Raw genomic sequence first — 24,137 nt, forward strand, 5'->3', positions numbered from 1 at the left:
TGTTGTTTGTCTCAAGAGTCTTCATCACCTAAGATTATTCTGCCACTCTTTATTTCCATTGTCGCGATTTCATTTGCAGCGATCTTCGTCAAATGGTCAGACGCACCGGCGACAGTTCTCAGTATGTACCGTATGGTTCTCGCAACCTTGTTTTTACTACCGATCGTCTGGATGCGACGTGCTGAATTTCGCCATGTGACGTCGCGTGAGTGGGGACTTCTTGCCTTTTCCGGCGTATTCTTAGCTCTACATTTTGCCTTATGGTTTGGCTCGTTGAAATTAACGACTGTCGCAAGCTCAACTATCATCCTTGCCCTGCAGCCCATTGTTTCGCTTATCGGTGGCTTCATTGTCTTTCGTGAGCGGACCACTCGTGCAGCACTCCTAACGATGTTTGTCGCTGTTGTTGGAGCGATCATGATTGGATGGGGTGATTTCGGTTTAAGTAAAGCGGCGATTCTTGGCGATATTTTATCGTTCCTCAGTGTTATAGCTGTCGTTGGATATTTACTGATTGGCCAGAGTGCCGTAAAGAAAGTATCACACTGGATCTATAGTTTTTCTGTATTTGGGTTTGCAGGACTTGCACTTATCGTGTACAACGTAGTCGCAGGCGTACCGTTTACAGGCTATTCCGGTCAGGACTGGGGCATTTTCCTGCTGCTTGCCATCGTTCCTACCATTTCGCATATGATCAACAATTGGTTATTAAAATATGTAAATGCGACAACAATTTCTATGAGTATTCTGGGAGAACCTCTAGGTGCCACCTTACTCGCAGTTTGGCTATTGGGCGAACGTTTGACGGGCTGGCAGCTTGTCGGGGGTGTGATTGTTCTTCTCGGTGTATTTTTATTCCTGCTGGAACAGATGCGACAAAAACCCAAACAAATTCGAACTTCTTAAGACCACGCGACTGCAGTCTTTTTTAACTTGATATCCTGTCAAGCCGTGTAGGACAACGTTTAGTGTGATTTACGTGGTGGTAAACAGAGAAGATGGACAAGAAAAAAGGAGTGGAAGCATGAACTATTCAATCATCATCAATGGACAAGAAGTCGGGCAAGACTTGGAACAATTGGATGTTACCAATCCGGCGACAGGAGATCTCGTTGGCACGGTTCCGAAAGGTGGTAAGGCAGAAGCACGCCAAGCAACTGATGCTGCTTTTGAAGCATTTAAGACATGGTCGAAACTCTCTGCTTATGAACGCTCAGAAAAGTTAATGGCATGGTCGACACTGATTGACGAGCACGCGGATGAAATTGGTGAACTGATGACCCGTGAACAAGGAAAGCCGTTTGAAGAAGCAAAAGGAGAAGTTGTTTACGCGAACAGTTTCTTTAAATGGTACGCGGAAGAAGGCAAACGCATCTACGGAGAGATGATTCCAGCAACTGTCGCTAACAAGCGCATCTTTGTGCATAAACAACCAGTAGGCGTCGTTGCAGCCATCACACCTTGGAACTTCCCAGCTGCGATGATTACACGAAAAGTCGGACCGGCAATAGCCAGTGGGTGTACCGTTGTGATTAAGCCTGCCAACCTTACGCCACTGACAGCGATTCGTATGGTGCAGCTTGCGAAGGAAGCAGGTATTCCTGACGGGGTTGTGAACGTAGTAACAGGAGATTCGAAAGAAATTGGCCAAGAGTGGCTGCAAGACATGCGTGTCCGCAAGCTGACGTTCACCGGTTCAACAGAAGTCGGGAAAGAATTGATGAAGGGTTCTGCGAAAACCGTGAAGAAAGTATCCCTTGAACTAGGTGGTCACGCACCAGCAATCGTCATGGATGATGCGAATTTCGATAAAGCAGTGGAACAAGTCATAGCTGCGAAGTACCGCAATGCCGGGCAAACTTGTGTATGTATCAACCGTCTCTATGTCCATGAAAAGATTGCTGATAAGTTTGCGCAGGCGATAGCGGAAAAATCAAAGGAGTTAAAAGTCGGTAATGGGTTAGAAGAAGGCGTGAAAATTGGACCACTGATTAACGAAGACGCTGTAGAAAAAGTGAAGAAGCACGTCCAAGATGCGAAAGATAAAGGAGCCAACGTGTTAACTGGTGGAGAATCAAAAGAAGGTCTCTTCTATCAGCCGACGGTCTTAATGAATGCAACGGACGATATGCTCTGCATGAATGACGAGACATTTGGACCACTATTACCGATTGCTACGTTTAAAACAGTAGACGAGGCGATTGAGCGCGCGAACGACACGGACTTTGGTCTAGCTGCGTATGTCTACACGTCTTCTATCAATACGGGCATTTACATTGCCGAACAACTCGAATACGGTATTGTCGGTCTTAACGATGGCGTTCCTTCGTCTGCACAAGCTCCGTTTGGCGGATTTAAGCAGAGTGGAATCGGACGTGAAGGTGGTCATTACGGCATGGATGAGTTCCTTGAAGTAAAATATATTTCACTCGATCTTGCCGAATAGCTTTGACATCGTGTAGTCGCCCGTGATACGTTCAGTTTACAAGAACGGAAGGGGATGGAAAGAGTGTCAGAACAACCAAAAAAGATGTCATTAAAAGAAGCTGTCGCTGCACAGCTCGAAGCGAAGAAAAATAAGCAACAACAAGGCCAAGCGAACCACTCCGTTGACGCTGGCGGAAAAAAGCTACAATCCCAACAAGCAGGCAAGAAAGTAAGTACGACGCGCCGTAAAATGGGTAGCTAATGAGGAGCATCACAACCTTTCCGGGTTGTGGTGTTTTTTTTTGGGACGCGATTGAGGGGAGGGTCCGTTCAGCGGCGGAGCCCGGTCCATTCTATTTATCCATATGCGGCTGTAGTAAAGTTGTAATACGGTAAATTGTTTAAATAATGAAAAAGTATAGTGTCCGCCAAATGATAAATTGCGTTACAATAGGACCATACCAACGGGCGAGGAGTGGAATTTGAAATGGCCGCAGAGCTACGTGAAAAATGGGCAACTTATTATATGTCGAGCATCACATTGTTCGGTGGGTGTATTCTCTTTTGGTCTATCTTTCAGTTAAAACCTATTAGTAATCTGTGGATTCTCACACTTCTATTTGCTCTGCTCGTTGTGAGTGAGTATTATCCTATGCCGGTTTGGAGAGGGTTTACTGCCATTTCCTTTCCTATCCTGTATGTAAGCTTTTTACTATTCGATTTTACAGTTACGGCCGTTATGTATGCGATTGCCGTGTGTTTCGTTAATATAGTGCAACATAGGCCTCTACGAATTGTGTTGTTCAACCCGGCTCAATTGACCATCAGTTTGTTTGTTTCGATGCAGTGTCTCAGATGGCTCGACGGCTGGATCCAATCACTTTCCATGTCGGATGCAGGTCAAGGCATTGTACAATTTACCTTGATGCAGGTTGTCTTTTTTATCATCAATAACCTAATTGTCGATATCGTCTTGGTGCTTCGCCCGCAACCCTACACGGTCCAGGCTTGGGTGTCAAAAACATTGACGGAGTTGAGTGCCATCTTCATCTCCCTCATCTATGGAGGGATGCTATATGTCTTAGGAAGCCAGAATAGAGGCGACGTGGATGTTATCGCCTACTTTTTCTTTTTCTCGCCTTTAGTTGGATTCGCGCTGCTAAGCTCAGTCATCGTACGTCTCGGTGCCGAGAAGAGAAGAATGAAGGCGCTGTTTCGTATTACTTCTCAACTCAATCAACTGGTTCCGGGCAAATTCCAATTAACGCAATTGAAAAAACCATTTCAAGATTTTATCCAGGCAGATAGTTTTATGTTACTGATCAAAGAAGGCAAACAGTGGAAGGTTCAGCTTTCTCAGGCAGTTGATGAGCCAGAAGCAATCGACACGGACCCGGCTGTAAACGCCATGCTAAGTAAGCAAGAACATCTTATTATTCGAGATACGAGAGCGACGAATGTTGTCAAAACAGACCTACTTCCCCCGGATTTGCGGAACCATGCCTATTTTCCACTTTGTGTAGAAGATGAAGTGCTGGGTCTATTGATGGTCGGGCGTAATCGGTCCAACAGCTTTACCGATGAAGATGTTCAATCCATTGCCACGTTGACCAATCAATTGGCTATCGCACTAAAATCAAGTCAGCTCGTCAAAGAAAAAGAAAAACGAGTGTTACTGGAAGAACGTAATAGGATTGCGCGAGATATCCATGACGGGATTGCTCAAACGCTAGCAGGTGTCGTGATGAAGTTGGAGACGGCAGAGCGCCGTATGCACACACAGCCTGAAATTACTTCGTCTTTGATTGATACGAGTATCATCCAGCTGCGTCAAGGGCTAAAAAACGTCCGTGAATCCATTTATGCCCTTCGCCCTGACCCTACAGAGCGGGTCGGACTCACGGGTGCTGTTGCTGCCAAACTTGATGCCATCCGTTCAGAAGAGCCATTTGATCTGACGTTTGACGTCAAAGGTCATGAGAGAGAGCTACCCGCAGAATTGGAAAAAGAAATGTATGCCATCTTTCATGAAGGTCTGCAAAATGTGAAAAAGCATGCCCAGGCCAAAACAATTTCTGTATCCCTTGATTATCAAGATCAGCAAGTGGTTCTGAGGATTACAGACGACGGAAAAGGGTTCTCATTATACGAAGCATTGGTGGAGAAGAGAAAACTGTCCCATTTCGGGATTCTTCAGTTACACCAGTCTGCAGAAAAAATGGGTGCCACGCTTCATATCAACAGTGAACCGGGAGAAGGCACAGATATTACACTTACCGTTTCAGATGTTCCAGAGGAGGCCATAATCGATGATACGTTTGATTATAGTAGATGACCATGCGGTGTTGCGCGACGGATTGAAGACCATACTTGAATCTGAACAAGACATTCAAGTGATAGGAGAGGCGGAGTCAGGAAATCTGGCCATGAGCTTGGTGACAACATTAAAACCGGATGTGGTGCTCACAGATATCAATATGCCCGGGATGAACGGCATCGAAGTGACGAAAGCAATCAAACAGATTGATTCCCATGTCAAAGTATTGATTCTTACTATGCACAGCCATGAAGAGTACTTGATGGCTGCCATCAAAGAAGGGGCCGATGGGTATTTATTGAAAGATGCCCCGTCTAATCATGTGATTGATGCAATCCGAACTGTGCATACGGGTGAATCGGTCATTCATCCTTCGCTAACTAAAAAGTTGATGAACTATCATCATCAACAGTTGAGAGAGGAAAAAACAGAGAACAAGTTGACAGGGCGTGAGCGTGACGTGTTGATCTGTTTGGTGGAAGGATTGACGAACAAAGAAATTGGAGAACGATTGTTTGTCAGTGAAAAGACAGTAAAAATCCATGTCAGCAATATTTTCAAAAAATTGAATGTCAAAAGTCGCTCCCAAGTCGTGATCCACGCGGTGCAAAACGGCCTCGTTCCATTTCCCGATCAACGCTGACACACCCGTCTGCTATACGTATATGTATAGCAGAATTTTTTATTTACTACGAAAGTAGTAGATGGACTAGGACCTAAATGACAAAAATCTACAACGAATGCAGAATAGTCGGAATTATAAATATATGTGATGATAAATAAAACGGAGAGGAGATAGTGTATGAAACGACGTAATGGAATCATTTCTGCTTTACTCGCTACATCTATGCTTCTAACTGCAACTGTTTCGGCAGAAGTGAACGTAGGATCAGGCAGCCATCAAGGAGCAGTCATAGATCCCGAACTGAAGGAAACATTTGCAAAAGGAGCTTCTATTGCAGAGGTCATCGTCACGTTTGAAGACGAAGCACTACATGACCGCTCAGCAATTTTGCAAGAACTGGGTGTTGATACAGGCGTTCACTTGAAAAGTTTACCGATGACAGGCCTTGTTGCTTCTGCAGACCTGGTGAACCAATTGGCGAAACATCCCGATGTTGAATCCATTTATGAAAATCGGGCACTGGCCTACGAAACGGCGGATGCCACTCACATGACAGGTGTGGATGCTCTTCGAACTGACGCTGCACTCACAAAAGCTAATGGCGGTTTTCCTATTACTGGGAAGGGGATTGGAGTGGTCATCAATGACAGTGGAATAGATGGAACTCATAAAGATCATGCATTTGGCGATCACCTCGTGCAAAACGTTCTAGGTTCAACGAACTTACATGCTGTTTCAGAATTGCTACCGATTTCATATGTGGACAACGTTCCAAATACAGATTCCAATTCGGGTCATGGGACTCATGTAGCAGGAATTGTAGGGGGAACGGGTGCCATGTCATCTGGAAAGTATGAAGGAGCTGCACCTGGGGCTAAGTTGATCGGCTATGGGTCTGGTGCAGGGATTGCAATGCTAGATACACTTGGTGGCTTTGACTATGCACTTACCCATCAACGCGAGTACAACATTCGTGTCATTACCAATTCATGGGGAGATACGAGTCAAGCGGGGAAAGCGTTTGATCCAACAGATCCGATTAATGTGGCAACCAAAAAACTATATGACCGTGGCATTATTACCGTTTTTTCAGCTGGAAATTCAGGTCCTGCCGCAGCCACGATTTCAGGAAACTATAAAAAAGCACCTTGGGTTATTACTGTAGCAGCAGGGGACAAATCCTATCAGCTCGCTAACTTTTCTTCTCGAGGTCAAGCAAGTGTTGGTGGTACAGTAACGGTCGACGGAGAGACATGGAACTGGGAAGACCGTCCGACAGTAACGGCGCCTGGATCTAAAATTGTATCTACTCGCGTCATCTCACCTCTTCCTTTACTAGGTGCGAGTTCGGATGCAACCGAAATTGACCCGGCGCATGTCCCTTATTATACAACGATGAGTGGCACCTCTATGGCGGCACCTCATGTAGCAGGGATCGTAGCTTTAATGTTAGAGGCAGACCCCACATTGACAGGAGTTGAAATCAAAGAAATTCTTGAAACTACAGCCAAGCCGATGGAAGGTTATGAAAAGTGGGAGGCCGGTGCAGGTTACGTAGATGCATATCGCGCAGTGAAACACGTGATGAACTCAAAATCAAATTAAATTTGAGAGGAGAATATAATGAAACGTTTATGGATAATTTTGATTGCCTTTGTCCTTGCTTTTCCTCTAGGTACGGGAGGCCAGGTGTCTGCGGAGACACTTCCCGTCGTCGATGAAGAAATTTTTGAAGCATTGGTAACTTCCAATGTAGCTGAAGTAATTGTCACATTCCACGGAGAAGGCCCGGTACAGCCAACGCACCTTGACCTATTGGAAGAGGCGGGTGTGTCGACAGGGATGAGTCTGAAGAGTTTACCGATGGTCGGTGTGCTTGCTTCTCAACAAGCAGTCGAACGTCTAGCCCAAATGCCGGAAGTACGTTCCATTTTCTTAAACGAAGAACTTACGTATTTCAATGCAGATGCTACAGCTATCACAGGCGTAGATAAAGCGATGACGGATTCAAAGTTTAAAGAAATGAACGGCGGATTCCCTGTATCAGGCGCTGGCGTCGGCGTCGTAGTGAATGACAGTGGGGTAGATGGCACTCATAAAGATCATGAGTTTGGCCGAAATCTTGTACAAAATGTCATGGGTTCATTGAACTTAAATGCTCTAGAACCTACACTACTTCCCGTTTCTTACGTAGAGAATGTAGTGAATACAGATACAAACTCTGGACACGGGACGCACGTGGCAGGAACTGTCGGTGGAACAGGTGCCATGTCTTCAGGAAAATATGAAGGAGCCGCACCAGGAGCCGATCTTATCGGGTATGGTTCTGGCGCAGCACTATTTGTCTTAGATGGAATTGGAGGCTTTGACTACGCTATCACAAATCAAACACGTTATGGCATTCGTGTCATCACCAACTCATGGGGTTCAAGTGGAGGTTTTGAACCGGAGCATCCAATCAACTTGGCAAGTAAAGCCGCATATGACCGTGGAATCACTGTGTTGTTTGCGGCAGGTAATGAAGGTCCGGGAGAAAATACGCATAATCCTTATGCTAAAGCGCCATGGGTCATCTCTGTAGCGGCTGGAGTGAAGGATGGAACGCTTGCGGACTTTTCTTCTCGCGGGACAAACGGTGTCGGAGGAACGTTCACGATGAACGGTCAGGAGTGGTCATGGAAAGATGAACCAACGGTTACAGCACCAGGTGTAGACATTGTATCTACTCGTGTCATCTCGCCTGTAGGTACACTTGGGATCGACCAAGATGTCAGCTCGCTCGATCCGGCTCATCTGCCTTACTATACAACGATGAGCGGTACATCGATGGCAACACCACTAGTAGCTGGAATCGTGGCATTACTACTAGAAGCAGATCCAACATTGTCGCCGCAAGAAATTAAAGATATTCTCGTGTCGACGTCGACGAATATGCCAGGTTACGAAACATGGGAAGTGGGGGCAGGGTACGTCAATGCCTATGCTGCTCTAGATACCGTGTTTAACGGAAAAGAGTTTGGTTCTACATTGAACAGCAACCAGACATTTGCCAGTCATGTAGAAGCGAACACGGAATACGATGATTTCTCCGTTGTCTACGACCCGACAAAAGTAACATCAGACAACACGACAACGTTTACAGTAGAGCAAGGGATCAGCACGTTATCTGCAAAAGTGAACGCGCAAGGGATTTTAAAAGAGACAGGGAATCCGATTAATTTAATCTTGATTGCTCCAGATGGTACGGAATACAGTTCAGGAATCAGCTTGCTTTTTCCTACTACTTTTGACCGGACTGTTACTGTTTCTTCACCAAAGGCAGGAACATGGAAAGCGGAAATCCGAGGATTAAGAGGTTCGGATGCCAATCCTGTTGGAGTTGCTTTGCCTGAAACCGTTCAAGGAAAGTTGTCGTTCTTAAAAGTGGGCGGTTACACAGGATTATCAGATATTGCTAATCATCCGGCGGCTGGGGCTATTCAATTAGGCGTCCAGGAACGATTGTTTGATGGTCTGTCATCGGGGAAATTTAATCCTGACAGTCCATTGCTTCGAAAAGATATGGCACGCTATTTGGTCATGGGAGCGGGGATCAAACAAGCGCTGCCTATATCCGGAACGAGCAGCTTTTCAGATGTTAAAGTTAAGGATGGAAGCTTTATCGAAGCGGTGACGGCAAAAGGATCCGCACTACGTGACCCATCGCACTATCAAAAAGGTGTCATGGTTGCGGCGTCTGCAGGGAAGTTCGCACCTAAGTCTGCCGTTACACGAGCAGAACTTGCCTACTCTTTAGTCCAGGCATTAGGTCTACAACAACAAGCAGAGAAATTTACTGGAACTGTTACAGTGCAGTACAAAGATGAACGACTCCCAATTGAAGATGCAGAACAAATTCCTGAAAATCTTAAAGGATATGTGCAAGTCGCACTTGATCTGAATATTGTACATGCTTATTTTTCAAGTAAACAAGATCCATATGCACTTCAGCCTACGGTGAAAGTTTCATTCTCACCATCAGCTACGGTTACACGCGGGGAATATGCTGTCGCAAAAGTTCGTTATTACAACGCATTTCTCAAGTAAATAGGGACCACGAGAAGCTACCCGTCGATTGGCGGGTAGCTTTTTGGTGAACTCCACACCCCCGAACCCAGGGTCCGACCGTGTCGTGAACCCACCCGCGTTCCTACCCGGCGACCCACCCCCGAACCCAGGGTCCGACCGTGTCGTGAACCCACCCGCGTTCCTACTCGGCGACCCACCCCCGAACCCAGGGTCCGACCGTGTCGTGAACCCACCCGCGTTCCTACTCGGCGACCCACCCCCGAACCCAGGGTCCGACCGTGTCGTGAACCCAGGGTCCGACCGTGTCGTGAACCCACCCGCGTTCCTACCCGGCGACCCACCCCCGAACCCAGGGTCCGACCGTGTCGTGAACCCACCTCTTACTTAGATTGGGTCAACCTGTCTGCTACATTTGACTGGATGGGAACACTCCCTGCGCTGATTGCGTTTGGTGTCGCCACTGTCGTGGAGGTCGGCGCTTATTACTTACCGGTTATTGATAACTTTTTATCCGTGCATGCAGCTCCGGCTGCAGCGGTAGCAGGTGTCCTCTTGACCGCCTCATTTTTAATGGATAGCAACCCGTTAGTCACGTGGGCGGTAGCGATTATTGCGGGAGGCGGAGCGGCCACTCTTACGAATGCGGCGAGCGGAACAGCGCGTGTGGCAAGCACAGCGACGACAACAGGTATAGCGAACCCTGCTCTGTCTGTGGTGGAAGATGTCACTGCAGTGTCTGTTTCAGTCATTTCGATTTTCATACCCTTTCTCGGGATCCTCCTCGTCCTCGTCGCTTCCTTTCTTATTTGGCGAATGCGCAAAAAACGACGAGCAGCGTATAGCTAGACCACAAAAAAGGACGGCCACCTCGGCCGTCCTTTTAGCTATATAAAAGTTCTTTATTTTTCTCTTTAAAGATTTCGTTGTGTGAAGAAACCATTGCCACTTTCTCAGCCGTTGGTTCTATATACAGCTTTGCTCGGTTGACGGCATTCGCCGCATCATGGAAGCATCCGGCAATCAAATTCACCTTGCTGCTGTGGATCAAGATGTCTCCTGCAGCAAAAATTCCAGGAACAGACGTCTCACTTGCATCCGAACCAATCACACGAGAGTATTCATCGAGTTCAAAATCAAACGAGCTATTTTGCAGCAAGTCCGCATCGATTTCGTAGCCGTGATTGATGATTACTTCGTCCACAGTTAGTTCCGATTTGTCTCCTGTTAGTTCATCCTTCACTTCCACACGGTCAATGGCTTGACCTTCCGCGTCGGCAATCAATTTGCAGATGGTTGTATTGAAGAGGCACTTAACACCACTATTCAGTAATTGCTCGATCTGCGCTTCATGAGCACCCGTGAAGGCTTCTTTGCGGTAGACAACTGTTACAGAGGCTGCCAAAGGAGCTAGTTCGTTTGCCCAGTCGATCGCAGCATTCCCACCTCCGGAAATGACCACATGACGCCCTTCAAATTGTCGAAGTGATTTTACTACATAATGAAGGTTAGACACTTCATATCGGTCCGCGCCTTCGATCGCAAGTTTCTGAGGTTTTAAAATACCGCTTCCGAGTGCCATTACAATCGTTTTTGAATAATGTTTCTCGCCAGAATCTGTGTGCAGGCAAAATGTTTCGTCTTCCAGACGTTCAATCCGAGTGACTTTTGTACTCAAGTGGATTGTCGGATGAAATGTTTTCGCTTGTTTCACAAGCTGTTCAATCAGTTGGGCAGCTGGGAGCGGAGGCTGTCCACCAACATCCCAAACCATTTTTTCCATATAGACATTGAGTTTTCCGCCGAGCACTTGTTGCGCGTCAAGAATTTTCGTCTTAAGTCCGCGCAAGCCACTATAAAAAGCGGAGTACAGTCCGGCAGGGCCGGCTCCAATGATGGTTATATCAAATACGTCTCTCATAATTTTCGCTCCATTCAAATGAGAAAAGTTATCATTTATTCGTTGACATGTCGATTGTAACGTATTAAAGTAAGTTTGTAAATGAAACTGAGAATCTTTATCATCGGGAGTGTATCGAGTGGTTCGATTACAAGCACAAGATCTACAAATTAAATATGGAGACCGTACGATTGTCGATAAACTCTCTGTCGAGATTCCTGATGAGAAAGTCACCGTCATTATTGGTTCGAATGGATGTGGGAAATCTACTCTACTGAAAGCAATGACGCGCATCATTCCTCATCAGCAAGGCGCCGTTGTACTCGATGGGGAACTGATTGCGAAAGAAGATACGAAGTCGCTCGCACGGAAAATTGCTGTACTGCCGCAAACGCCTGATAGTGCAGGTGCTTTGACCGTGAAAGAGTTGGTATCTTACGGACGCTTTCCGCACCAGTCACGTTTTGGCAAGCTATCGAAGCGTGATTTTGAAATCATTGATTGGGCACTGGAAGTGACAGGCACTAAGTTCTTCGAAACGCATCCCGTTGATTCATTATCGGGAGGGCAGCGTCAACGTGTGTGGATTGCGATGGCTCTTGCACAAGAAACGGATATGATTTTTCTTGATGAGCCGACCACGTATCTAGATATGGCCCACCAGCTAGAAATCTTAGAGCTTCTCCAAAAGCTCAATCAGGATGAAAAACGAACGATTGTCATGGTTCTTCATGATTTGAATCATGCAGCTCGTTTTGCAGATTACATCATCGGCATGAAATTCGGGCATATTAAAATGGCTGGAACGGCAGAGGATGTTATACAGAAAAGCGTGTTACGGGAACTGTTTAATATTGATGCTGAGATCGGAATCGATCCCCGTACACAAAAACCAATTTGCATTACCTATAACTTAATTCGAGGAGAAAAATAACATGAAGAAAATGTATGCATTTTTACTTGTTTTAGCTACTGTACTATTTCTAGCCGCTTGTGGTTCAGACAACGACACATCGTCAGGAACGGCAGAAGAACCGGAAGCAGAAGAATCAGGAACCATCACGTATGAGTCAGAAAATGGTCCCGTTGAAGTACCTGCAAATCCACAACGTGTCATTAACTTAGCGACATTTGCAGGAAATGTCATGGCACTAGATGTACCGCTTGTAGGAGTGGATCAGTGGGCAAAAAACAACCCGAACTTTGAAGAAAAACTAGCTGATGTAGAAGTGGTTACAGATGAAGATTTAGAAAAAATTATTGAATTAGATCCAGACCTCATCATTGGTCTGTCAGACATGAAAAATGTCGATAAATTAAGTGAAATTGCGCCTGTTGTGACATACACTTACGGGAAAGTAGATTATTTAACGCAACATATCGAAATTGGTAAACTTCTAAATAAAGAAGAAGAAGCCCAAGCTTGGGTCGATGACTTCAATGCACGTGCGAAACAAATAGGGGAAGACATTAAAGCAGAACATGGCGAAGAAACGACAGTTACAGTAATTGAAAGCTTTGACAAGCAATTGTATGTATTCGGTGACAACTGGGGGCGTGGTACAGAAATCTTGTACCAAGCGATGGGTCTAACCATGACAGATAAAGTAAAAGAAATGGCACTGAGTGATGGCTACTATGCCCTCTCTTCTGAAGTTCTACCGGAATATGCAGCAGACTTTGTCGTGTGGAGCCGTCATGGGGATGCAGACAACTCGTTTGCAGAAACAGAAACATTTAAAAACATTCCAGCTGTGAAAGAGGATCGCTTACTGACAGTAGATGCCGCGGCATTCTACTTCAATGATCCAATCACTTTGGATTTCCAATTAGACACATTTAAAGACGGATTTTTAGGAGAGTAATATGTGGAAGTGGAAGCTACAAAACTATCCGTTTCGTTATAAGATGATCATCAGCCTGGTGGTGCTAGCCGCTGCTTTTGTGCTAGCGATTACGGTGGGTGCAGCGAACACTACAATCAAAGACGTCCTAGCGGCATTTGGCATCGGTCCCGTGACCGATGCCGCTGTTGTTTTACAAGAAATCCGGATCCCTAGGGAAGTTGCCGCAGCCCTCGTTGGCGCGGCTCTTGGCGTTTCTGGAGCTATCATTCAGGGGATGACACGCAACCCGCTTGCGGACCCAGGCCTACTAGGTCTAACGGCTGGAGCCAATGCTGCACTCGCAATCGGGTTAGCAGCTTTTCCGTCCCTTCCTTATCTCGGTGTCATGGTGGCATGTTTCATTGGTGCGGCTGTTGGAGCTGCGCTCGTCTTTGGATTGAGTTCGTTTCACCCAGAAGGTTTTTCAACCATTCGCATTGTATTAGCCGGTGCGGCAATTTCAGCATTTCTATATGCAATCGCAGAAGGAGTAGGCATTTATTTTAAACTTTCTCAACAAGTGTCTATGTGGACAGCAGGAGGCATGATTGGAACAACGTGGACGCAGGTGGGCATTATGGTCCCGTTTGTTGTCTTAGGTGGACTTGTCGCTATTCTGTATTCTCGTCACTTAACGATTCTCAGCTTAAGTGAAGAAGTAGCTGTCGGACTTGGACAAAAAACCCTCCACGTAAAAATCATTATGTTTATCCTCGTCGTGATGCTGACAGGAGCTGCCGTTGCTCTTGTAGGGAACTTAGCGTTCTTCGGACTCATGGTGCCTCACCTCGTCCGGCCGATAGTAGGGACTGACTATAAGTTCGTACTGCCGATGTCCTTGGTTGTTGGTGCGATGTTTATGCTCTTCGCCGATACTGTCGCTCGTACCATCAATGCACCGTATGAGACGCCAGTGGCATCCGTAGTAGCTATCATGGGGCTTCCATTCTTCTTATTTTTGGTTCGAAAAGGAGGAGGAGCATTCCGATGATGAATACAAAAGCACAAAACCGTCAAAAATGGTTTTTAGGAGGATTCTCTGCAGCGATTTTAGCGACGATATTTATTAGTCTAGGTTTAGGAGACGCAGCGGTTTCTTACGACCGGATTGGTGCAGTCCTAAGTGGAAATGGGACGTTTAAAGAAGAGTTCGTCTTCTTTGATATCCGTTTGCCACGAATTCTTGTCACATTGCTCGCAGGGATGGCACTTGCTCTATCCGGTGCACTTTTACAGGGCATCACACGGAACGATTTAGCCGACCCTGGTATTATCGGGATCAATTCAGGTGCGGGTGTGGCTGTGGCTGTGTATTTTTTATTCTTTCCGATTGAAGCGGGAGTATTTATCTACGCACTCCCCGTCATCGCATTTTTAGGTGCCTTTCTTACAGCGGCCGCCATTTATTTTTTCTCCTATGACCGGATTTTAGGAGTCCAGCCTGTTCGTCTTGTATTAGTGGGGGTCGGATTCTCTATGGCGCTTTCCGGACTGATGGTGTTACTCATCTCTTCTGCTGACCGAGAAAAAGTTGATTTTATTGCGCGCTGGTTAGCGGGAGATATTTGGGGGACGGACTGGCCATTTATTTGGGCACTACTCCCATGGCTTGTCCTTCTTGTCCCAATTGCTTTAATAAAAGCATACCGCTTAAACATTTTAGGCCTTGGTGAACAAGTGGCCATTGGTTTAGGCTTGCCTATAGAGAGAGAACGAATGACACTTAGTGTGATTGCTGTGGCTCTCGCCGCTTCTGCGGTTTCTGTCACAGGAGGTATTTCATTTGTGGGTCTGATGGCTCCTCATATTGCCCGCCAACTTGTAGGTCCCCGGCATCAATTATTTTTACCGATCAGCTTATTGATTGGTGGGTTATTCTTATTGGTTGCGGACACAATTGGACGCACCGTATTAGACAGCGGAAACGTACCAGCAGGCGTAATTGTCGCCCTAATCGGAGCTCCTTATTTCGTGTACTTACTAATGGTAAAAAGGTAGGAGCAAGGGACATTAACGAGAGATAGAGAGAAGGCAACTGAGAGTTCTTTCATTTACAAGTGATGAGAAATTTGATAAGATGCCGATAGTTGTCTGTCGTCAGACATCTTCAAGGGGTGATTCATGTAAGAAAGCGTTTTCGTTTTCTTGCTCACTAAACGAAAAGAAGGTGCACATATTGAATATTCTCTGGGGTCTTGCAGGTATTGTCGTTGTCCTTGGAATTGCATTTTTACTGTCTTCTGCAAAGAAATCGATTAAGCCACGTACAATTTTAGGTGGATTAGCGATTCAAATTCTCTTTGCATTTATTGTTCTGAAATGGGAGTTAGGTCGGCAAGCGTTATTAGGGCTGACAAATGCTGTTCAAAATATGATCAGCTATGCAAATGAAGGGATTGCCTTTGTATTTGGTCCCCTTGGAGATCCAGTGGACGGCGTCGGTTTCGTCTTCGCATTCCAAGTTCTTGTGATCATTATTTTCTTCTCGTCTTTAATCTCTGTCCTGTATTACCTTGGCATCATGCAACTCGTCATTAAATTCATTGGTGGAGCATTGTCTAAACTTCTTGGTACAAGTAAAGCAGAATCGGTTTCTGCAGCTGCAAACATCTTTGTCGGACAAACGGAAGCACCGCTCGTTGTACGTCCATTCCTTGCAAAAATGACAAAGTCTGAGTTGTTTGCTGTAATGACAGGTGGTCTTGCTTCCGTGGCAGGTTCAGTTCTTGTTGGATACGCCTTATTAGGTGTACCACTTGAATTTCTTCTAGCAGCGAGCTTCATGGCTGCACCAGCAGGTCTGATCATGGCAAAGATGATGATTCCTGAGACAGAAGAAGTCGATGATACGAATTTTGAGATGGAAAAAGATACGAACTCTGTGAACGTCATCGATGCGGCGGCTAACGGAGCGAGTGACGGATTGAAACTTGCTTTGAACGTCGGAGCGATGTTAATCGCGTTTATCGCATTGATTGCATTAATCAACGGTTTACTTGGCGGTGCTACGGGTGGAGTAAACTGGTTATTGAATTACGCGAACATGGATTTCCAACTTCCAGCGCTTACACTTGAAAGAATCTTAGGATGGATTTTTGCACCACTCGCATTTATCATTGGTGTTCCATGGGCTGAGGCTGTTCAAGCTGGTTCATACATCGGTCAAAAGTTAGTACTTAACGAATTCGTTGCGTACTCTTCATTCGCACCGGAAATTGCAAACTTAACGCCGAAAACGGTACTCGTTGTGAGTTTTGCACTTTGTGGCTTTGCGAACTTAAGTTCGATGGCGATTCTACTTGGTGGTCTAGGTGCTCTTGCCCCTAACCGTCGTCCTGATATCGCGCGTCTGGGTATTCGCGCAGTAGCTGCTGGTACACTAGCGTCCCTTCTAAGTGCTGCGATTGCTGGGATGTTCTTTTAACTCTTAGATGTGTAGCAGGCTCGCCCTGAAATTCTGTCAAATGCCAGCGTGGACAGGGAGGCGCCCTTTGCCTCAATGGCCGCGATGGCATTTGGCATGGATTTCAAGCCTGCGCAACTCGATAACTCCTAGATGTGGAGAACGCTCGTCCAGAAACCGTGAGCTAAGACGGGGGCTCCAAAAATGCGTTCTTTGCATTTCTGGAGGTCACGGCTTAGTGAAGGGGTTTCTAGCGTTCGCAACTCGATAATGCAAGATGTGGAGAACACCAGATGTGAAACAACCTGCTCCAGAATGTAAAAACTCGCTTTCCCGAAAGGGGAGAGCGAGTTTTTGTTTACTTTATCGAGTTTCAGCCTTCAGAACGCCTGTGGCATCTAACATTATTCTTCAATCAATCCTTTTTCAATCAAGAAGTCACGTGCGACGTCTTCAGCTTTGTCGCCATCAATATCCACGCGGGCATTCATTGCAATCATCTCTTCTTCTGTGATCATGCCAGCTAAACCATTGATCAGTTCTTCAAGATCGGGGAACTGTTCGAGCGTTTCCATGCGTACTAAAGGAGCGGCATCATATTTCGGGAAAAAGCCCATATCATCTTCAGTAGATAATAAGTTGAATCGTTCAATACGGCCGTCTGTGGTAAAGGCAGGAATGACGTCCACGTCCCCATTCCTTAATGCTTCATACATAATATTCGGATCTAAACTTTCCGTTGAAGAAAACCCAAAACCATACGTACTTGCTAAGTCATCATATCCGTCTCCTTGACGCTCATAAAACGAATGAGGTGCGCCGAAGACCATATTTTGCGATTTCGAAAGTTTCGCTAAATCACTGTAGGTGTCGGCTGAAATCCCACTCTCTTGCGTGTAAGCGAGGGTATAGGTGTTCTCAAAACCAAGAGGCTCTAACCACGTGACATTAAATTCTTCTTCATATCCTTTTTTGACGCGATTGAAGACGTCTTCCGAGCTCTCACCTACTTCTGATTCGAGCTTTAAAACATCTTTTAAGCCAGTGCCCGTATATTCTACATAAATATCAATATCACCTTTTTCGATTGCGGGCGTTAAAATCGCTACCTCTCCTAGGCCTTCTTGATAAGTGATAGCATAATCGGAATTTGCCTCTAGATACTGGCCAATGATTTGAGGCAAGATAAATTGCTCTGTCCACGGTTTACCTCCAATAATTATCTCGTTATCTGCGTCGTCACCGGAAGAACCATTCCCACATCCAGATAAAATGAGAGCGGCTGTACCGGTCACTGCGAAAAATCTATTATTCCAGATCTTGTTCATCGTCATTTCCTCCTTGTTATCGATTCATTCCTTTTGGGGTACTGCGTTTTTCTACCCATTTCAATGTAAAGTCAAAAAATAGTGCAATAAAAGCTACAGGCAGAGCTCCTGCGAGTACCAATGAGTTGTTATAGGATTGAAGACCTCGGTAAATGACGTCACCGAGTCCTCCGGCACCTACAAAGGTGCCGAGTGTCGCAATTCCTACAGTAAGGACGGTTGCTGTTCGAATGCCTGCCATGATAAAAGGGAGGGCAAGCGGCAACTGGATGCGCCATAAAATGTCGCCTTTAGTCATCCCCATGCCAGTACCGGCTTCGATAATGGATGAATCAATGCCTGTGATTCCGGTATAGGTGTTGCGGATAATCGGAAGCAATGCATAAATAGTGAGAGCGATTAAAGCGGTGGTTGATCCAATCCCAATCAACGGAACTAAAAAACCAAAGAGCGCTAGGCTCGGAATGGTCTGAAAAACGGCGGTCACCCCAATGACTGGTTCTGCAAAACGCTGATATCTCGCAACGAGAATACCGAGGGGGAGAGCTATCACTAATCCAATAAAGAGTGCGACAAAGGAAAGAAACATATGCTGGATGAACGATTCAATAATCAAGTCACTTCGCAACTGAACCGTGTTCCAAAAATTGACCCACCACGTCATGCGCTCACCTCCGAACGTGTTGCTGACTGAAGCAACGTCAACTGACTAATGAATCCGACTAATTCATTGCCGTTCGCCACCATCAGGTAGGGGACTTGGTGCTTTTCAAATTGAGCAATCGCTTCTCGAACAGTAGCTGTATTGACGATTCGAAAGGAGCGGATTGCAGGGTCCAGCTCTTTCTGATAGGTCAAGTCAAGCGCATGTAGTGGGACATCTAGCCATGAACGGTTTCTCTCTAAGCGTTCTGTACCGATGAACTGCGTGACAAACTCACTTGCAGGCGACTGGATAATTTCCTCGGGCGTCCCCATTTGTTCAATTTTGCCGTCACGCATGAGGATAATCTGGTCTGCGATTTTTAATGCTTCGTCCATATCATGGGTCACAAAGACAATGGTCTTTTGAATGTGTTGTTGAAGGGAAATCAGTTCATCTTGAAGCTGTTCGCGACTGATGGGGTCTAAGGCGCTGAATGGCTCATCCATCAATAAAATGGAGGGGTCTGCTGCGAGCGCTCGAACAAATCCAACACGTTGTTGCTGCCCGCCTGAGAGTTCAAGGGGATAGCGGGTTAAGTAGATATCCGGATCGAGACCGACAAGCTGCATAAGCTCCCTAATACGATCCAGCGTTTTCTCCTTCGGCCATTTTTTTAATTGAGGAACGAGAGAGGCATTTTTCTCGATCGTCATGTGAGGAAATAAACCGATGCGCTGAATGACATATCCGATGTCGCGCCTAAGCTCTACCTCAGGTATACTAGAGATAAGTTGATTATGTATAGATATGGTACCGGATGTGGGTTTTTCCAATTGGTTGATGCATTTCATGAGTGTTGTTTTTCCGCAACCACTGGGGCCGATAACCACTGTCAATTTTCCTTCAGGCATTTCTACAGAAACATCGTCAAGTGCTTTTGTACCGTCAGGAAACACTTTGGTTATTTGATCGAGTTGAATCACATCATTCACTCCTTTTAAAACAGATATGGAAATAATACCACTATACCCCGGTCATTCGATACATAAACCAGTTTCAAAGGGGGGTAAAAATGAGGGATTATGGTCCTCGGCATATTTTTATGGCGATTGGCATCAGCTTATTGTTGTTTTCACCGATTCTTTGGTTGATTGCGCCCATCTTGGTGACAGAGACAATATATTATGAACGAGATAGTTGGCTGACCTATGTCTATCCGAAAAGTTTACAATTGTATGGTGTGGCCATAGCCTTAGTAGTAATTGCGCCAGTTCTATTGTGGCTCGTCGACGTGAAAAAATGGACGATTGGATTAGCCAGTGCGCTGATTGTCATTTCCGGAGTGTGCTTTTATGGAGCAGGCTTAGGGTATTTTCAATTACGGGAAGAGACCGTCGCCTATCGTCTTCCGTTTGAAAAGGAATTGAAGACGTATGATTGGGCAGAAGTGGCGGAAGTGATATATCATATTCGTCCGGCAGAATCGGAAGAGCCTTCTTGGTATACGTTTACGTTTACGGACGGGAGTCAAACGGAAATTAATGAAACGCGAATTGTTACGCAGGCTCAAGGAAAATTAAATAGTCGTGTGCGTACGCTAGGAATACCATTGATTTATGATGAACTCTAATTGAGGAGGAGATGGCTTTGAAAACCATTCACAAGACAGAAGGTACAATTTATTCATTCTCGGCGGAGCACGAGCCGGTTTACCGTGCACAAAACGGAGAGAGTTTAACGATTGAGACCTATGATTGCTTTACAGACCAAATTCAATCTGAAGATACGACACTATCAGAGCTGAACTGGGACCAAATCAATCCAGCAACAGGACCCATCTACATCGAAGGTGCTGAACCTGGAGATGCTTTAAAAGTGACAATCTTAAGCATTGAGACAGATGTAAAAGGTGTGATGATGGTCGGCCCGGGACTCGGAGTGTTGGGAGACCAAATCGAAGAAATGAAAGTAAAGGTCATGCATGTCCGCCATGGTCGTGTATTGTTTAACCATATAAGTTTACCCGTCCGTAAAATGATTGGTGTCATTGGGACGGCCCCTGCAAAAGGTGCGGTCAATTGTGGAACACCAGGTGCACACGGTGGAAACATGGACAATAAGATGGTGACAGAAGGCGCTACTTTATACTTGCCAGTTCATGTGCCAGGCGCTTTATTCGCTTTAGGTGATTTACATGCGGCGATGGGAGACGGGGAAGTTTCCGTGTCAGGCGTCGAAGTGGCGGGAAGTGTGACTGTGAAGCTCGAAGTAGTAAAAGATATGAAAGTGGAACAGCCCATTCTAGAAAACGGTCGGTATTTTACACAAATCGCTTCAGCGGAAACGCTTGATGAAGCGGCCAAGCTAGCAACCGACCTGCTCATCAAACGACTGGTTACATACACCAATCTGACACTCGAAGAAGCAGTGATGCTGATGAGTGCAGTCGGGAACGTAGAGGTCTGTCAGATGGTCGACCCACTCATGACGGTGCGTGCCGTTTTTCCGAAATCTATCTTAGGACAACTTGAAACGACCTTGTTGCCATAAAAAAACTCGTATTCCTTCATGGGAATACGAGTTTTATTCATTATTTGATGACAATGGAGTACCAGCCGCCTTCTTTCACAATCGGCTTTAAGCTATCCACTTTTCGCCCAATAGCTGCAGCTAACACTTCAATATCCTCTGCAGTTGGAAGGCGATGAAGGTTGTCATGAACCGATAAGAAATTATTGAATGCTGCGGAAAATTTTTGGCCATGGTCCGATAAATAGAGAGGCGTGATCAACGAAATTCCACCGTTCTCATCTAAAAGACGTTCAATGTTCTTCATCAGCTCCATACGTTCAACAGGAGAGAAATAGTGAAGCAGATTGTGCATCATAACACAGCTAAACAGCTTTCCCTCATTGTCCCAATCGCGTAAGTCTTGTTGTTCGATGCGCACGTTTGTTAACCCTTCACTTTGCCGTGTGGCATCTTCCACTACCGCTTTATTCAGATCGATACCGACGAATTCTTTATGCGGAAATTCGTGGGCAAGTCGGCGGATATAGCCTGCATTCCCGCAACCGATGTCGAGAATGGTCTCGCAGGAGATTTCAGAGACTACTTTTTTCACAGAACGGTAACTGATTTGCTCGATAAAGGAGGAAGTGGTGGCTACGGCTGTTCCATGCACATCTCCATCAAACGAACGACGCGGCGCATCCCCGGTTAAAACGGGTGTATAGTCCATCAGGGAGGGGATATGTAATTCCATTAATTCCACAAGTAAATCACCAATCGCCACATCACTCTTCTTCGAAAAGTAATTCTTCATCTGTTTGCTCGGGTAAACACGGTCTCCATCTTTTTTCAGATGACCTAGGATCAATCCGGTCTGTACCCAGTTTTCAAGAAGTTCTTTATCATTGACTTGCGCACTGACGGTGCCGTTTTGTTGTAATTCATCGAATAAATTTAGGCGATAGCCTAAATACGCATGCCATGTCGGTAAAAATCCTTCATTTTGTTTCATCCATTTTCGTGCTTCCCAGACGCGTAACCACTGTCTAACCATCTTGTCCACTCCTCACGTTATTAGAAAACGACCTAGTAGACTAGGTCGTCGCATAAGGATAGAAGCGGACAGAAGGTTACTTCTGTGCTTCTATCTCGTTTGTTAAGTTTTCAAGTTCATCAATCAATTCGCCAATGTATGCGATCGTATCACGAAGAGGTTGTTCCGTTGTGATATCCACGCCCGCCATCTTCGCAAGTTCTGCAGGTTTTTTCGTGCCGCCTGCTTGAAGAACTTTTAACCATTCTTCAACAGCAGGTTCGCCTTCTTCTAAGATACGTTTCGAGACTTGAGTTGAAATGGTAAGACCCGCACTATAGGTGTAAGGATAGAGTCCCATGTAATAGTGTGGTTGGCGCATCCATGTAAGTTCTGCACCCTCTGTAATTTCCACTGTGTCGCCCCAGAACTGCTCCAGCGTTTCACGTTTTAACTTGTTTAAAGTGCCTGCATTTACATTGTTCCCTGAATCGACCAGTTCATAAACCTTTCTTTGGTAATCTGCTTCTAATAAATGTGTAACAAAGTTGTGATAGTATGTGCGCGCAACAATGGATGAAATCACCCAACGTTTAAATTGTGGATTGTTCGATGTGCTGAGTAAATGATTGGCCATCAACATTTCATTCATTGTCGACGGTGCTTCAATGAAATATAGAGATGGACGTGAGTTAAACACGTTTTGATGTTTGTGTGCATTGTAGAAATGGCCTGCATGGCCAAGTTCATGTGCAAGAACGAACACTTCGTTCATTTTGCTAGACCATGAAATCAGGATGTATGGATGGTGGCCGTATGGGCTTGAACAGAAAGCGCCTGTAGACTTCCCTTTGTTATTAGCAAAGTCCGTCCAGCGCTCGTCAAACGAACGGTTGACCATATCGATATAATCATCACCCATGATGCCGAGTGCATCTTGCATGTATTTGCGAGATTCTTCAATCGTCACTTTAGGCTCGTAGCTTGGATCAAGTGAGATCTTTAAGTCTGCAAATGTCATTTTGTCTAAACCATGTGCGCGTTGTAAAAGCTTCGCATACTTGCGCATATGTGGAGCAAGTTCGTTCATGATGAGGTCAATTTGACGGTCATAAAGAGACTTGTCGACTTCCTGATGGAAAAGAAGGTAATCAAATACGCTCTTATGGCCTCGAAGGTCTGCCATCGTCTTTTCACGCTGAATATGCATGTCATATGTTTTCGCTGTCGTATGTTGATATTCCCGAAGCTTGTCAGAGAATGCTTTGAACGCTGTACGACGAACTTCTGTATCGTTCTCTGTTTCGATTTCGTTCTCGAACGCCACATAGCTTAGTGGGTGAGAAGCGCCACTTGCTTCGAAGTTATCAAAGTTCATGTCGACCATTTTGGTTGTGTTGTACAGCTCATAAGGTCCGTCAAAAACAGTTTCTAATGCTGCAAGAGTCTTTTCCACTTCCGGGTGAAGTTGGTACGGCTTTGCACGAAGGAGTTCTTCGAAATAATGGCTGTATTCAGACGAAGATGCTTTCGCTTCTTCGAGGACCTCTTCTGATAATTCGAGAAGCTCACTTTCCAGGAAACTCATTTGAGCTCCGAGTTGTGCAGAAATCGAGCCAAACTTGCTAGCACGCATTTGTGCTTCTTCGCTTGTTTGGTCGACACTGAAGGCTAAGCTACCATATGTACCGATAGGAATAATTTGCTTATAGATGTCCTCGTATGCGCGAACAGCATTTACGACGTCTTCCGATGTGGAAATCTTTCCTTTGTACGTTGCTTCAAATGACTGAACGTCTTCTTTTACTTGGGCAATGGCTGCTTCATAGTCTGCTTCCGTGGCAAATAGGTGGGTTAGATCCCACGTTTCTTGTACAGGAATGTCTTTACGATTTGGTAAACTCATGATTTCTCTCCTAACTATTACGGTTTTCGAATCATTAGTAAGTATACCGAGGATTCAGAAAAATTGAAAGTGTTAGGCAAGGAAATTGCG

Annotated in this window: 22 protein-coding genes; 16 read left to right on the forward strand and 6 right to left on the reverse strand. The window is 45.6% G+C overall.

Annotation, left to right across the window (positions count from 1 at the left end):
- Positions 1–6: 6 nt before the first annotated feature.
- The 9 genes from ACFO0S_RS02790 to ACFO0S_RS02830 all read left to right on the forward strand — a co-directional run bounded on the left by ACFO0S_RS02790 (position 7) and on the right by ACFO0S_RS02830 (position 10,283).
- Positions 7–906 carry a DMT family transporter gene (locus tag ACFO0S_RS02790; RefSeq protein ID WP_378139938.1) on the forward strand — a complete coding sequence of 300 codons (900 nt, stop codon included), beginning with the start codon at positions 7–9 and terminating at the stop codon, positions 904–906.
- Positions 907–1,024: 118 nt separating this feature from the next.
- Positions 1,025–2,446, forward strand: a complete 1,422-nt coding sequence (locus ACFO0S_RS02795) for an NAD-dependent succinate-semialdehyde dehydrogenase (protein WP_378139940.1) — start codon at positions 1,025–1,027, stop codon at positions 2,444–2,446.
- 54 nt (positions 2,447–2,500) lie between these two features.
- Complete coding sequence (locus ACFO0S_RS02800; protein ID WP_378139942.1) at positions 2,501–2,689, forward strand: hypothetical protein; 189 nt, start codon at positions 2,501–2,503, stop codon at positions 2,687–2,689.
- A gap of 225 nt (positions 2,690–2,914) precedes the next feature.
- A complete protein-coding gene (locus ACFO0S_RS02805) occupies positions 2,915–4,762 on the forward strand; it encodes a GAF domain-containing sensor histidine kinase (protein WP_378139944.1) in 1,848 nt (615 codons plus the stop codon).
- Positions 4,737–5,387 (forward strand): response regulator, encoded by a 651-nt coding sequence (locus ACFO0S_RS02810; RefSeq protein ID WP_378139946.1) that lies wholly within the window; start codon positions 4,737–4,739, stop codon positions 5,385–5,387. The genes ACFO0S_RS02805 and ACFO0S_RS02810 overlap by 26 nt, the downstream gene beginning before the upstream one ends.
- Positions 5,388–5,546: 159 nt before the next feature.
- The gene (locus ACFO0S_RS02815) at positions 5,547–6,974 is read left to right on the forward strand and encodes a S8 family serine peptidase (protein WP_378139948.1); all 1,428 of its coding nucleotides are present in this window, start codon (positions 5,547–5,549) and stop codon (positions 6,972–6,974) included.
- 18 nt (positions 6,975–6,992) lie between these two features.
- Positions 6,993–9,455, forward strand: a complete 2,463-nt coding sequence (locus ACFO0S_RS02820) for a S8 family serine peptidase (protein ID WP_378139951.1) — start codon at positions 6,993–6,995, stop codon at positions 9,453–9,455.
- A gap of 205 nt (positions 9,456–9,660) precedes the next feature.
- Positions 9,661–9,825, forward strand: a complete 165-nt coding sequence (locus tag ACFO0S_RS02825) for a hypothetical protein (protein WP_378139953.1) — start codon at positions 9,661–9,663, stop codon at positions 9,823–9,825.
- Between the two features lie 32 nt (positions 9,826–9,857).
- Positions 9,858–10,283 (forward strand): DUF4126 domain-containing protein, encoded by a 426-nt coding sequence (locus ACFO0S_RS02830; RefSeq protein WP_378139955.1) that lies wholly within the window; start codon positions 9,858–9,860, stop codon positions 10,281–10,283.
- Positions 10,284–10,317: 34 nt separating this feature from the next.
- Here the strand turns inward: ACFO0S_RS02830 and ACFO0S_RS02835 are convergent, their stop codons facing one another.
- A complete protein-coding gene (locus tag ACFO0S_RS02835) occupies positions 10,318–11,355 on the reverse strand; it encodes an NAD(P)/FAD-dependent oxidoreductase (RefSeq protein ID WP_378139957.1) in 1,038 nt (345 codons plus the stop codon).
- A 118-nt stretch (positions 11,356–11,473) separates the two neighbouring features.
- On the opposite strand from ACFO0S_RS02835, the gene ACFO0S_RS02840 reads away from it, so the two are divergent.
- The 5 genes from ACFO0S_RS02840 to ACFO0S_RS02860 all read left to right on the forward strand — a co-directional run bounded on the left by ACFO0S_RS02840 (position 11,474) and on the right by ACFO0S_RS02860 (position 16,644).
- Positions 11,474–12,268, forward strand: coding sequence for an ABC transporter ATP-binding protein (locus tag ACFO0S_RS02840; protein WP_378139960.1), 795 nt, complete (start codon positions 11,474–11,476; stop codon positions 12,266–12,268).
- A gap of 1 nt (position 12,269) precedes the next feature.
- Positions 12,270–13,199, forward strand: coding sequence for an iron-hydroxamate ABC transporter substrate-binding protein (locus tag ACFO0S_RS02845; protein WP_378139962.1), 930 nt, complete (start codon positions 12,270–12,272; stop codon positions 13,197–13,199).
- Between the two features lies 1 nt (position 13,200).
- Complete coding sequence (locus ACFO0S_RS02850; protein ID WP_378139964.1) at positions 13,201–14,211, forward strand: FecCD family ABC transporter permease; 1,011 nt, start codon at positions 13,201–13,203, stop codon at positions 14,209–14,211.
- Positions 14,208–15,218 carry a FecCD family ABC transporter permease gene (locus tag ACFO0S_RS02855; protein WP_378139967.1) on the forward strand — a complete coding sequence of 337 codons (1,011 nt, stop codon included), beginning with the start codon at positions 14,208–14,210 and terminating at the stop codon, positions 15,216–15,218. Before ACFO0S_RS02850 ends, ACFO0S_RS02855 begins: the two co-directional genes overlap by 4 nt.
- Positions 15,219–15,396: 178 nt before the next feature.
- Positions 15,397–16,644 carry a NupC/NupG family nucleoside CNT transporter gene (locus tag ACFO0S_RS02860; protein WP_378139969.1) on the forward strand — a complete coding sequence of 416 codons (1,248 nt, stop codon included), beginning with the start codon at positions 15,397–15,399 and terminating at the stop codon, positions 16,642–16,644.
- A 383-nt stretch (positions 16,645–17,027) separates the two neighbouring features.
- Here ACFO0S_RS02860 and ACFO0S_RS02865 read toward each other — a convergent pair whose 3' ends face one another.
- From ACFO0S_RS02865 to ACFO0S_RS02875, 3 genes are read right to left on the reverse strand one after another with little or no spacing between them, the layout of a single operon-like run.
- Positions 17,028–17,951, reverse strand: coding sequence for an ABC transporter substrate-binding protein (locus ACFO0S_RS02865; RefSeq protein ID WP_378139971.1), 924 nt, complete (start codon positions 17,949–17,951; stop codon positions 17,028–17,030).
- A 16-nt stretch (positions 17,952–17,967) separates the two neighbouring features.
- Positions 17,968–18,615, reverse strand: coding sequence for an ABC transporter permease (locus ACFO0S_RS02870; protein ID WP_378139974.1), 648 nt, complete (start codon positions 18,613–18,615; stop codon positions 17,968–17,970).
- A complete protein-coding gene (locus tag ACFO0S_RS02875; RefSeq protein ID WP_378139976.1) occupies positions 18,612–19,580 on the reverse strand; it encodes an ABC transporter ATP-binding protein in 969 nt (322 codons plus the stop codon). Before ACFO0S_RS02875 ends, ACFO0S_RS02870 begins: the two co-directional genes overlap by 4 nt.
- Before the next feature lie 89 nt (positions 19,581–19,669).
- Between ACFO0S_RS02875 and ACFO0S_RS02880 the strand changes: the two genes are divergently transcribed.
- Positions 19,670–20,227, forward strand: coding sequence for a hypothetical protein (locus ACFO0S_RS02880; RefSeq protein ID WP_378139978.1), 558 nt, complete (start codon positions 19,670–19,672; stop codon positions 20,225–20,227).
- Positions 20,228–20,244: 17 nt separating this feature from the next.
- Positions 20,245–21,147, forward strand: coding sequence for an acetamidase/formamidase family protein (locus ACFO0S_RS02885; RefSeq protein WP_378139981.1), 903 nt, complete (start codon positions 20,245–20,247; stop codon positions 21,145–21,147).
- A gap of 40 nt (positions 21,148–21,187) precedes the next feature.
- Here ACFO0S_RS02885 and ACFO0S_RS02890 read toward each other — a convergent pair whose 3' ends face one another.
- Together ACFO0S_RS02890 and pepF are read right to left on the reverse strand one after the other, a co-directional pair.
- Positions 21,188–22,162: a class I SAM-dependent methyltransferase gene (locus ACFO0S_RS02890; RefSeq protein ID WP_378139983.1), complete on the reverse strand. Its 975-nt coding sequence runs from the start codon at positions 22,160–22,162 to the stop codon at positions 21,188–21,190.
- A gap of 76 nt (positions 22,163–22,238) precedes the next feature.
- Positions 22,239–24,047, reverse strand: a complete 1,809-nt coding sequence (pepF, locus tag ACFO0S_RS02895; RefSeq protein ID WP_378139985.1) for an oligoendopeptidase F — start codon at positions 24,045–24,047, stop codon at positions 22,239–22,241.
- Positions 24,048–24,137: the final 90 nt, after the last annotated feature.

The organism is Chryseomicrobium palamuruense (assembly GCF_042649045.1).
GTDB lineage: Bacteria > Bacillota > Bacilli > Bacillales_A > Planococcaceae > Chryseomicrobium > Chryseomicrobium palamuruense.